This is a genomic window from Candidatus Poribacteria bacterium, from assembly GCA_009839745.1.
Lineage (GTDB): Bacteria > Poribacteria > WGA-4E > WGA-4E > WGA-3G > WGA-3G.
The window spans coordinates 1-12001 of sequence record VXPE01000047.1 but is presented as its reverse complement, the minus strand read 5'-3'; the positions used below and the strand labels follow the sequence as shown (position 1 = coordinate 12001).

Genomic DNA, 12001 nt, shown 5'->3' with positions numbered 1-12001 from the left:
CTCCGTGTTTTTGCTTGGGGTTTTTGATAGGGGTCTTTGCTTGGGCATTTCTGCGTATTTCTGCGTATTTCTGCGTATTGTTGCAGGCTACCGATTTTTAGCCTTCCTTAAGGAACATATATGGCAAACCGACTCAAAGACAAAATCTCCGTTATCACAGGCGCAGCGCGAGGCATCGGCGCGAAAAGCGCAGAACTCTTTGCAGGTGAAGGCGCAGCCGTGGCTATCTGGGACGTGAACACAGAACGCGGCGAAGCAGCCGCGGCGCAGATCCGATCCTCCGGTGGAAATGCCCTTTTCTGTGAGTGCGACGTGACCGACGCTGCACAGATTGAGAGTGCCGTTGCCCACGTCACCTCTGAACTCGGTACCCCTAATGTGCTATTCAACAACGCCGGTATTGCTGTCGTGGGTGAATTAGAAGAGATCTCCGAAGCAGACTGGGATCACCAATACGCCGTTAATGTGAAGAGCATCTACCTCGTTTCTCGGGCGATAATCCCGTTGATGCGCGAAGCCGGGGGCGGTTCGATCATCAATATGGCGAGTGAATCTGCCTATGTTGGGTTCCCGATGCACCCTGCCTATACCTCCTCCAAAGCCGCTGTCGTGCATCTCACACGAAGCATGGCGGTCCGGTATGCCGAAGACAACATCCGAGTCAACAGTCTCTGTCCAGGCACGATTAACACTGAACTCTACCAAGAATTTTTATCGAAGCAGCCAGACCCAGAGGCGATCAACACAGAAATTAAAGAGATGCACCCGTTGGGCATCGGTGAACCCGAAGACATCGCTTGGGCTGCGGTCTATTTAGCCTCCGATGAATCCAGATACATGACAGGTGCCCCGATGCTCGTTGAGGGCGGAATTCTATCGCTCTAAACAGTATCCGATTAGGTGCTATTTAGGCTGCTTTCCACCAATCACAACGAGAAACGCGCTATCTTCGTTGGCATAGACACTATGAAGGACATCACCTGCGGATGTATTTAAGTCCACAGGTCTATAGGGTCTTTCAAATGACGTGTTCATAATGAATTCTCCATTTTACGCGCACGCAGAGAACAAAATGTCGTGCCTCACCCGTATCAATAAAATAAACAAGCGAGACACGAAACTCTGACGATGCCTATAGAGCATGCTCTTCTGGGCGGACACCTTTTGTAAATGTGCCGAAACCGAAGAACGTTGGGGCATAATCGTCGACATAGTCAACAACGCTTTTATCAGGAATTGCGTCCTCCATCCCCATGCACCAATAACAACCATTGACGAGAAGACGGCGAAGTCCTTCGCTTTCTAAGTCAACCGAGGCACCCATCGTTGTATTGAGGACGCGTGAGGTATTGCCGTCATCACCCGTATAGGTCTTAATCCACACCATCGGCATTGTGACGGTATCCGGTTTGGGGGCATCTGTCGGTTCCATACCGACCAATACCTGTCCGTGGATGAGCACTTGCGAGTCACCCGTTAAATCATTAATACCGTAGACATCGGACGGTCCCCAAACATCGTCAACACCTTTGAGAATTGGGTGGTCTTGCATCGCTTCGTCAATAACACCGCGTGCACTCTCTACACCGTGATGCCCATGATGGTTAACCCACGTCTCGCCGAGCACTTGTCTGCCGTATCCACCCTCAAATTCCTCACTGTCAAAACTGTATTTTGCATACGGACTCTCGAGATTCCGGCTGTAACTGAAAGCGTGTGTGGCTGTGCGGAGTCCCATCACAGGTTTGCCGGCGTTCGTATAGTCAACGACATATTTCATCTGTTCATCGGGCAGTTCGCGGAAACGCGTGAACAGCACCATCATATCCGCGGATTCTAAATGGTGGAGTCCCGGAATGTTCGTCTGCACCTCCGGATCGATGTCCCCTGTTTCCGGATCAATAGCAAACAGCACGGTACATGTAAACCCATGGTGTGTCGCTAACACTTTCCCCAACATCGGCAGAGCCTCTTCAGAGCGATACTCTTCATCGCCACTGACGAGAACAATGTGTTTGCCCTTTCCAGGACCCTCGTTTCCTTCGTAAACAACCCATTCGTTTTTCATCAAAAAATAAACTCCAATACATAAGTAAAATTTTGCATAAGTATAGCACATTTCCCCGAGAAAGTCACGTCGAATCTATTTATGGAGAATCAAAGGTTGTGTGCCTATAGACAAAAAACTTTGACAAATATCCGAAATTACCATAAAATTAAAAGACAAGCTTGAAAACAGTATCCAAAACGGACAGGCAACCTGCAGGAGAAATTGTCCATGCATTTAACCGCCCAACAGCGAGACCACTACAAAGAGCAGGGCTTCGTGGTAATTCCACATCTTTTTGATACAGCCACAGTAACATTGATGCGCGCGCATTATATGAAACGTCGTGCAGAAGGTCCGAAACCCGGTGACACCGGTGGCACAACCGACCACGCCGATGACCCAAATCACCAATTCCCACGCATGATTAATATGCACAACTGGGACGAGTTAACCGAAGAATGGGCAGCGGATACGAACCTGCTTACCGTTACTGAGAAACTGATCGATGATACGCCGGTGCTGCTACAAACAATGCTCTATTTCAAACCACCCGGCGCGCGCGGGCAAGCTCTACACCAAGATGAACAATATATCACAATAGAGCCGATCATTGGCGTTTGGGTAGCATTAGATACATCGGACGCAGCAGTTGGACGCATGGTGCTGATCCCACGTTCCCATCAAGGCGGGCTGCTCTCTGTTGAAGCAGCAGATACGGCTATTTCGTTTACAAACGTCCAAGCCGTCAAACCGAAAAACACCGAAGAACTCGGAATAGACATGGCGCCCGGGGACACCCTTTTCTTTGATGGGAAAGTTATTCACGGTTCCTACATGAATAAAACGCCCGACCGATGGCGACGGAGTTTTATATGCCACTATATGGGTGAGAACTCACAACCGTTTGAGCCAACTGAAGGAACACACGTCTCACATCTGAAAAAATAATGTGTTCACGCTGAAATTCCAAACGGCTTCACGGTGTTACAAAAAATAAAAATTGGAGGATCTGGATTGTTAAAAGTATCAAAATTTGGCGGAAGTTCCCTGGCTACAGCGGAGCAGGTCCGCCGTGTTTGCGATATCATCACTGCCGATCCGGGACGCCGACTCATTGTTGTCTCTGCTCCCGGAAAACGATATAGCCAAGACATCAAAGTAACAGATTTACTCATTGCTGCTGCATCAGAACGGCTCACAGGAAAAATCGGTGCCTCGGAATGCGCTGAAGCGATTGAACGCTACAGGCGTATTGCCTCCGAATTAAGTCTTCCACCCGAAGTCGTCGAGCCGATCGCTCGTGATCTAACGGAGCGTTTGGAAAATAGCACAACCGATGCCGACCTTTATATGGATACAATGAAGGCAGGTGGTGAAGACAACTGCGCACGCCTCATCGCACAAGTGCTACAGGCACGCGGTGTAGACGCACATTATGTGAACCCGAAGGATGCTGGATTGCTCCTTTCCGACGAACCCGGGAACGCACAAGTGTTACCCGAAGCATACAACCGGCTGCGTGATTTACACGAGCGTCCCGGCATCACCATTTTCCCAGGATTTTTCGGTTACTCGGAACAGGGACACGTTGTAACTTTCTCACGCGGGGGTTCAGACATCACGGGGGCTATTCTCGCCAGTGCTGTTCGGGCGGAAGTCTATGAGAACTTTACAGACGTCGATTCCGTGTTTGCCGCGAATCCATCTATCGTTAAGGATCCGGCACCAATCGCCGAGTTAACCTACCGTGAGATGCGCGAACTCTCTTACGCAGGCTTTTCCGTGTTCCACGATGAAGCACTCGAACCGGTCTACCGCGCGCAGGTACCTGTCAACATCCGCAATACGAATAACCCGAAAGGGGACGGTACACTAATTGTTCCAAACCGTAAGTCGACGGATATTCCGGTCGTCGGTATCGCTGCGATGGACAGCGTCTGTTGCATCTATCTCAGCAAATACTTAATGAACCGCCAAATTGGGTTTGGGCGGCGATTGTTGCAGATATTAGAAGCCGAAGACATCTCTTTTGAGCATATCCCTTCTGGGATAGATAACATGTCCGTCATCCTCCGAGAGGATAACCTATCTACACAGAAAGAGAAACGAATTGTCGAACAGATTCGGCAGACCCTCGCACCCGAAGATATTTTCGTAGAACGCGGCCTCTCCCTCATCATGGTTGTGGGGGAAGGTATGCGTCACACCGTCGGCATCGCCTCGCGTGCGACAAATGCGTTAGCTGGATCGAAGGTCAACATTGAGATGATTAACCAAGGTTCTAACGAAGTGAGTATGATGTTCGGCATAAAATCCAATGATATGGAGACCGCCGTTCAAGCACTCTATGCCGAATTTTTTGGGTAACGGATTGCAGCAGCGTGGAGGTACCCGAAGTTAAAACATTTCGGATTTACAGTGCGTTTAGATACAAACCCGCAACAACGGAGCGGGTGACTCGAACACGAAAACCTTCAAAGCACAAATTAGCGTCACTTACCCGCAAGGAATAATTAAAAAATGGAAATAACCGTTCAATCGGCAGAATTGGCAGCAGGAAAACTGACAGATGCACACGTGGCAGAAGCCCTTAAAGCCATCCGTGTTGACGGCTACGTTGTTTTGGAGAACGTCGTCAACCATGAGCACTTGGACATTCTTCGCGAACGGATGGATGCCGATTCACAAGTCCTTATTAATGCGGAAAAATGGGGCGGTGCAGGCAGACTCGTAGGACACCTCCAGCAGGGACCGCCACCTTATGCCCCCTACATGTTTAGAGATGTCGTCGCCAATCCGTATGTGGTGCAGGTGACGAAAGAACTGCTGGGGCCCGGACTCTACAATAACTTTTACAACGGCAACACAAACTGTCCGGGGAGTATAACCCAACCGCTTCACAGAGACGGTTCTCACCTGTGGCCAGACCACGACGTCGCGCATCCCACAGCAGAAGTCGTCGTTAATATTTCTCCACTTGATACGACAGAGCAAAATGGCAGTGTAGAACTCTGGCCCGGCTCACATCTGGATGTCAGTGGACGCCGAATAGAGCCTGAAGAAGAGGAAGCACGTCGTAAAATCGTACCCCCTATCCGTGGAAACGCGAAAAAGGGGAGTGCCTTGATTCGAGACATACGCTTGTGGCACCGCGGTGTCCCCAACCCATCCGATCAACCCCGACACATGATCGCAATGATTTACCGTGCGAGTTGGCTGAAATCCGACCGGCGCCTGAAGTATAAAATCGGATGTGAAGCCGCTTTTGAAAACAGCGATCTCGACCATAATGCCGAGTTCCTTGACTTCACTAAGGAAAAAATAGACGATTACGATTATCTTTTCAATCCGAGATTTTAAGGAGTGTTTCTGAGTTTTTGCGTCTGTTGTTCTTGTAGACTTCTAATTGTTAACAAACTTTTCATAACCTAAAAAAAGTTTTGAATCAAGGATAGACCGATGCCGACAACGGAGGCATCGTCCAGATTTAAGAGTTAAAAAATTCAGGACGGAGGCTACTATGAACGTCCAAAACAATTGGCTCCCCGCTGAGCCTGACCTCGAAACGGTTTGTAAAACTTACAGCGACCCGATTTACGCACTCTCCCAAGCAGAAATGCCCGCTATTATCCTTCGGAACGCCTATTCACCCGCGCAATGCCAAGGGCTTATCAACCGATTTACAAATATGGGATTGATGCGCGACGAAGCCGACATCAACTCGCCTGACAAGCGCACCCGTATCGACATCGGAACCAGTCTCGGTAATCGTGGCGCGGATAAGACGAAATTTCTGGCACACGCCAAAGCCACACATCACCTTTTTAAGTTTCTGTTTGATGGATTGGATAACCCTGTCAATCTCATCTACGATTCCCTGACTGCACTTTCCCCGAAACAAGAGGTAAAGGTCGCGCGGGAACCGGACGGTTCGCTTTACGGTCCAGCGATCTTCCGTGTCCATTACGAAACGCACAGTTATAAGCCACACATCGATCACGTTAAATACCGAGAGAATCGCACCGATTATCAAGTCTACCGCTTTGAGCATCAGTTCGCAGGGGTATTGTGCGTCCAAAACGCGGATGAAAACGGGAAAGGGACGCAAGCTCTCTTGCATCGCTGCCTCTGGTCTGATGAGATTCAACCCCATATCGTTGAAGAAACTTTTGATCAATACGCCGCTGACAACGGGATAGAAAACTATCAGGTCGATCTGAATCAGGGAGATCTCTACTTCTTCAACACGCGATGTATCCACGAGGTTCCACCCGTGCAAGGCACGCGCGCCCGAATTGTTTTGGCAGTATTTATCGGATACTCCCCCGAAGATGGTGAAGTGTTCGTGTGGTCGTAGATCTCACACTTCTCTCTTTTCTCTAAGAACCTATCTCCGGCTTCTTTCCTTCCACGCCTTCTTATTTGCTGGCGGGGTCCGTAACCCCGCTTATCCCTTGGATACAATCAATCGCATACCTCACGCCTTACAACAACCAATGTGATGTGTCCAGATTACGAATATTTTTGGACGTAGCGTGCCCAATTCACGGCATTCCCTATTACCGGTTTACCATTCCAAGCAAAATCCGTAAAAAGAATTGTTTGACATTTTCTTGACATTTTTTTGACAAATATGTTAACATATTGGCAAATGAGGTTGGTAGCATCCGTTTTATAATGTGAGTTTGATGAATATTTAAGAGGGACGGATTTTGGCTTAAAGTCCCGCTGATTCTGAAGGAGGACAAAATCATGAAACTTATTATTCAGGCAGGCATCGTTATTTTGATGATTGCCTCATTAAATAATGCCGCTAAATGCGCTCTTGAAGCAAGTGGTGAAAAGGCACCGATTGCCAGAGGAGAGAATCTCATTGCTGGAGCGGCTGTCAACGATTCAGCCGGCAGTAGTGATTTAACCTTAATCATTCAGTTGAAAATTGATGGTAAAATCGTGGTCGATGAAGGCCACAAGTGCACTGCCATTCAGCCTGAGGAGAATATCCCTTCGGATAAAGATCCCACCGGCTGGACACAACCAAAATTTGACGATAAAGATTGGGAAAAGGGCGAATACGGTGTCGGTTACGGTGACAACGATGACAATCTGGTCATTGGTAAAGGAGACCTTGCAATGGTCTACAGCCGCGCTGTCTTCGAGGTCAAGTCCATCAGGTCAAATAGCAAAGTTGAGCTAGGAGCAGACTTTGACGATGGTTGTGTGATTTGGATTAACGGCGTCGAAGTTGCCCGTGAATCAAACACCGATATTCCGGACGAGCCGGAGTGGGATTCGTGGACCGATAAGGGAAGTGGGCATTCACACGAAGCCAGTAAAACAGACCCACCGACTTATGAGTTCGTCGAACTTGACGTTAAGGTGATTGGGAATCCCTTTGCTGTTGAGCCGGCAGATAAGCTTGCTGCCTCATGGGGGGAAATCAAAGCCGGGTACTAAGCGTCAAAAATTATTGGTTTTCAGTGTTCATCGGCGTTCGGACGTTCTTTCCCCGTTCATATTCGTGGCAAAAATACGAGGTGCGAAAAAATGGGTTGTAAGATGCGGCACATGATTTGCGTCCGTTCAACCCGCGAGCAATAGTCTTACACCTCTTGGGGAAGATGTCGAATTTCTTCAAGCCTTGATTTGGCTAAACGTATCAAACCCAATTTCGGATTAAGCAAGCGTTTTCATGTAATTGGTTCGCACCTAAGCCATTGCCAGTTGCTCCATCGATGTCGCTCTTAAACACGTTGTGGGGCGACGTGAAAATCCAAAATTAACATAGTGACGGGGTTCGTGTTTCCTATAGCAACGCTTCTGCTAACTCCGTAAAATCGTTCACGGTTACATCGGGTTGGTAAGGCGTATCCTCATACGGAAGTCGATAACGGTTCACAAACGCACCTCTAAGACCACACGCTCGCGCCCCCATGATGTCAAACGAGTTCGCAGATACCATTATACACTCGTTAACTTCAAGCCCTAACTTCCCCGCTGCGGCGCGGTAAACCGCTGGATGGGGCTTAAACGCACCGACCGATGTCACCGAGATTACACCGTCAAAATCCCAAGCAACCCGTTCCGTGACGAGATATTCTAAAAACGATGGATCCCCGTTGGACAACACCACCAACTGATACCGAGATTGCATCTTCTCAAGTGCAGACAACACTTCAGGAAAGGGTGAAAGGCGCTGCCAGCCACGCATAAATTCTGCTACCGTATCAGGGTCAGCAGCAATGCCGTTTGCCCTCAGAACATAGTGCACCGCACGCCGAACCGTCTCCAAGTAACCGCTATGCCCGAGCATCACAATCGTATCTTGATACTGTTCAATTCGCTGCCGATATCGCCACTGTGCCCAGAATTCATCCGCTGATACATCCGCAGCGCGTGCCTTCAGCGATTCGTCAATAAAGGGGGTGAGGCTACCCCCTAAATCCAAAATTGTGCCGAACAGGTCAAATGTAAGTGCTTTCGTCTCTGCAAGGTTCGCCATTCTGTTACCCCAATTCGACCGTGCGTCCAGTTGCCATTGCCTCAAATGCCGCATCAATGACACGCATCTGATTCACGCAACTCTCTGGTGAGATACGATGCGGTTTTCCGGTCCCTACAACCTCGCACATGTGCTCCAATTGCAATGCAAACTGGAAACAGGGTTCAAAATCAATGATTTCTGTGCCCTCTCGCGTGGTAAGCTCAATGTTGACTGCTGTGTTCTCATTGTTCCAAACCCGGTCGAGTCGGCACATGCCGCCGGTGCCTGACATTTCGGCATACTGTCCACCCGCACAGTTAAAACCGGTTGAAATCTGGGCAACCCGTTCGCCTGGGAATACTAACAATAGATAGGAACCATCGTCTACTTCTAATCCGGCTTGAGACATTCCTGACACCCGAATCGGTTCCGCGCCGAACATGAAGCGAGCGTGGTGGATATTGTAACACGCCAGATCGTAAATACTACCCCCACCCTTCGCTTTGTTAAACCGCCAATTCATCTCAGGGCGTCGCGTTTCGGGACCGCCGCCGCCGCCACCCGTGCAGAAGGTGCTGCGGATCGCCTTAAAGTCCCCGATTGCCCCCGAATCAATAAGTTCTTTCGCTTTGAGATGCATCGGATGATGCCGGAATTTAAACGCTTCCGCCACCAGCACACCGTTCTCTTGCGCCGCACTGACGAACGCTTCCGCCTCCGCAGCTGTTGACGTGAACGGCTTCTCACATAAAATTGCTTTGACTTGACGGGACTCAGAAAGCTGGATACCGACCTCAGCGTGGAAAGCACCCCAGGTACAAATAACGGCTATATCTAAGTTCTCAGCGTCTAACATCTCTTCTAAAGAGAGGTAGCGGTTTTCAGGAGCCACGTCAAATCGTTCACCGAAATTTGCTAACGCGTTTTCTGACACGTCACAGATCGCCGCCAATTCAGCACTGGGGGCTTGTTGGCACGCGTTGCCGTGTGCGTTGGCAATGCCACCTGCGCCGACAAGTCCAACACGATAAGTAGTTGACATAATATTTCCTTTCTTTGTTAGGTTGCTGTTAAGGGGTAACCGTTTTCAACGATTGCTTTTTTCAGAAACGCAAACTGGTATTGTGGTAACGATGCTCCGGGTTCCAATTCCCTAACGTCTCTCTTCCAGCGTTCGACTGCATCTGGACGCACTATAATCCGACCCAAAGGGATTTCCAAGAACGCCTCCAGTTTTTTGAGTATTGCCTCCTGATTCAGGACGAAGTCTTCAAAACGGATGTGGATAACATTTTTAGGCATCGGGGTCGCTTGCATAAGCTTATACTGGTAAATCCAAGAAATCGCCCGCCTTTCATAGATGTCGTCCGTTTCAGGATAGAAGACCCCGAAATCGCGAAGGTCATCGGTTTTATGGCTACCCCGGATACAATCCCGTGGATCCCGAATCCAGTGAATGAACTTTATCTCAGGGAACATCCGAATTATCCATGGATAGACTAACGTTGTCTCGGGTATCTTCCAGCCTTTGTGGGGTGCCGGATTCTGTAGCACGTCTTCAAGATAGGTAGTGATGAGCCGTTCAAATTCTGGATCGATCGGCATCGTAAACAGGGGTTCAAAATCCCACGAGAGTCCACCTTGCCATTTGACATATTGCGCCATTACTCGACAGGCATCATACATGGCGTGCGGTGGAATCTTATCGCCAGAGGGGTTCAGCTGGCTTCCCATGAAAACCCCACTGGCGTATAACGTATGAGAAATGGCGCGCGTCCCAGAATGACCGCGCCCAATCACTGTGATTAAACTTTCCATAGTAGAGAGTGTTACATAGAAATCACTTGTTTATTTCAGGAAATTAAAGGATAATGCATAGAAGTATTTGGTGCTGTCTGCACTTTAACAGAAATCATTGGATAATACAAGCAAAAAGTCAAAATAAGGAGCCATGGTGAGAGATATATCTATAGCAATGTTTGGTTTTTGGGTGTTGATAACAGCACTCATTGGATGTGACGGGATCCAAAAGGTGGTTACGCCAGGAAAAGGTGTTGTCCCAGAGTCAACTCACACTGTTAAAATTGGGTTCCTCGCTTCGGGGAGTCGGGTGACATATCCAAATGGGGGTCAGATAGCTGTGGCAGAAATTAACGCAGATGGCGGTTTACTCGGTATGCCCATTGAATTGGTAACCGAGGTCGGAATTCTTACGCCCGAAGCCGCTGTTGAAGCCGCCTCAAGGATGATCCTTGACGACGACATTGTCGCACTTGTGGGTCCCAACCGCTCTGCACATGCTATTCCGGTAGGCGCAGTTGCCCAGCAACACAGTATCCCGATGATTACCACAACTGCAACGAATCCAAACGTGACAAGTGCCGGTGATTTTGTCTTTATGGCAGCCTTCACCGACAGTTTTCAAGGGAACGTCATGGCGCGGTTTGCGAAAGAAGATCTTAAGCTGACCACTGCTGCCCTGCTCACCCGAAGCGGTGAAGTCTATACAGAAGGCATATCCGAATTCTTTCTTACCAATTTCACGGACGTAGGCGGCATCATCGCGGCGAATGTGTTTTATGAAGAGGGCACTACAGATTTTACCGAGCACCTCACCGAGATCGCTGCAGCTATGCCTGAAGCACTCTTTGTATCCGGGTTATCAGAAGAAACCACCCTTATAGTGCAACAAGCGAGAGCCCTTCCATTGCAAAATGCAGCAGGGGAACCCCTACTGTTCCTCGGCACAGATGCATGGGACAATCCCGACCTACTGATGAATGAAGCAAGGCACATTGAAGGGAGCTTCTTCAGCGGGCATTTTTCAGCCGCAACCGATCAACCGAGTGGGAAAGCGTTTGTGGAAACTTATCAAGCCGTTTATGGAGAACTTCCTATCGGCGGCCATGCAGTCAGTTACGACGCAGTACAACTGCTTTTCGCCGCCATTGCGCGTTCTGGAAGTTTGGAAGGTGAAGCGATCCGGGCAGAATTAGCGACAACAGAAAACTATACCGGGGCAACGCCGATCGCCAGTTATGACGAAAACCGGCATCCAACAAAAAGTGCAGTCATTTTCACCATTAAAAATGGCGAAAAGCAGTTTCACAAGCAGATCGATCCCTTCTAATCCGAACAGCAATGGTCCCAGATTGCTCCAATATGTTCTGATATGAGAATTTCTATCTTCCTGAGATTGATAATACCGATACTCTTCATCTGTTGTTTCTCGGCTATCGCTCAAGATTCCACGCAATTTAGTTTACCGAAATTCGGGCAGAAAGGCTAATCCTTTAGGTTTAGGATGAATGCCCGCCCTTGTTAATTAGACCAAACTGTTGTCTAAAAAAAGCATTTTTCCCCTTGACAAAAACACAAAAAAATGCTATAATAATAGTATCACGTTGGCAGCCATAATGAGCGTTACCACTTGGTAACGTGGCTGCCTACCCACTCATTAGGGGTTA

Annotated in this window: 11 protein-coding genes; 7 read left to right on the top strand and 4 right to left on the bottom strand. The window is 48.8% G+C overall.

The genetic code is table 11. From position 1 onward, the window contains the following. Positions 1 to 120: 120 nt before the first annotated feature. Positions 121 to 885 carry an SDR family oxidoreductase gene (locus tag F4X88_07970; protein ID MYA56216.1) on the top strand — a complete coding sequence of 255 codons (765 nt, stop codon included), beginning with the start codon at positions 121 to 123 and terminating at the stop codon, positions 883 to 885. A 247-nt stretch (positions 886 to 1132) separates the two neighbouring features. Here the strand turns inward: F4X88_07970 and F4X88_07965 are convergent, their stop codons facing one another. Next, entirely contained in the window at positions 1133 to 2119 is a 987-nt protein-coding gene (locus F4X88_07965) for a ThuA domain-containing protein (GenBank protein MYA56215.1), read from the bottom strand. 159 nt (positions 2120 to 2278) lie between these two features. On the opposite strand from F4X88_07965, the gene F4X88_07960 reads away from it, so the two are divergent. From F4X88_07960 to F4X88_07940, 5 genes are all read left to right on the top strand, one after another. Next, complete coding sequence (locus F4X88_07960) at positions 2279 to 2998, top strand: phytanoyl-CoA dioxygenase family protein (GenBank protein ID MYA56214.1); 720 nt, start codon at positions 2279 to 2281, stop codon at positions 2996 to 2998. A 66-nt stretch (positions 2999 to 3064) separates the two neighbouring features. Further along, entirely contained in the window at positions 3065 to 4417 is a 1353-nt protein-coding gene (locus F4X88_07955) for an aspartate kinase (GenBank protein MYA56213.1), read from the top strand. A 153-nt stretch (positions 4418 to 4570) separates the two neighbouring features. After that, positions 4571 to 5410 (top strand): phytanoyl-CoA dioxygenase family protein, encoded by an 840-nt coding sequence (locus tag F4X88_07950; protein MYA56212.1) that lies wholly within the window; start codon positions 4571 to 4573, stop codon positions 5408 to 5410. A 160-nt stretch (positions 5411 to 5570) separates the two neighbouring features. Further along, the gene (locus F4X88_07945; protein ID MYA56211.1) at positions 5571 to 6407 is read left to right on the top strand and encodes a hypothetical protein; all 837 of its coding nucleotides are present in this window, start codon (positions 5571 to 5573) and stop codon (positions 6405 to 6407) included. A 395-nt stretch (positions 6408 to 6802) separates the two neighbouring features. Continuing rightward, positions 6803 to 7507: a hypothetical protein gene (locus tag F4X88_07940; protein MYA56210.1), complete on the top strand. Its 705-nt coding sequence runs from the start codon at positions 6803 to 6805 to the stop codon at positions 7505 to 7507. Positions 7508 to 7856: 349 nt separating this feature from the next. Here F4X88_07940 and F4X88_07935 read toward each other — a convergent pair whose 3' ends face one another. From F4X88_07935 to F4X88_07925, 3 genes are read right to left on the bottom strand one after another with little or no spacing between them, the layout of a single operon-like run. Beyond that, on the bottom strand, positions 7857 to 8552 hold the full coding sequence (locus tag F4X88_07935) for a haloacid dehalogenase type II (protein ID MYA56209.1): 696 nt from the start codon (positions 8550 to 8552) through the stop codon (positions 7857 to 7859). A gap of 4 nt (positions 8553 to 8556) precedes the next feature. After that, the gene (locus tag F4X88_07930) at positions 8557 to 9576 is read right to left on the bottom strand and encodes a Gfo/Idh/MocA family oxidoreductase (protein ID MYA56208.1); all 1020 of its coding nucleotides are present in this window, start codon (positions 9574 to 9576) and stop codon (positions 8557 to 8559) included. Positions 9577 to 9593: 17 nt separating this feature from the next. Beyond that, entirely contained in the window at positions 9594 to 10352 is a 759-nt protein-coding gene (locus F4X88_07925) for a sulfotransferase (protein ID MYA56207.1), read from the bottom strand. A 133-nt stretch (positions 10353 to 10485) separates the two neighbouring features. Here F4X88_07925 and F4X88_07920 point away from each other — a divergent pair, with 133 nt between their 5' ends. Continuing rightward, positions 10486 to 11664 carry an ABC transporter substrate-binding protein gene (locus F4X88_07920; protein ID MYA56206.1) on the top strand — a complete coding sequence of 393 codons (1179 nt, stop codon included), beginning with the start codon at positions 10486 to 10488 and terminating at the stop codon, positions 11662 to 11664. Positions 11665 to 12001 lie beyond the last annotated feature (337 nt).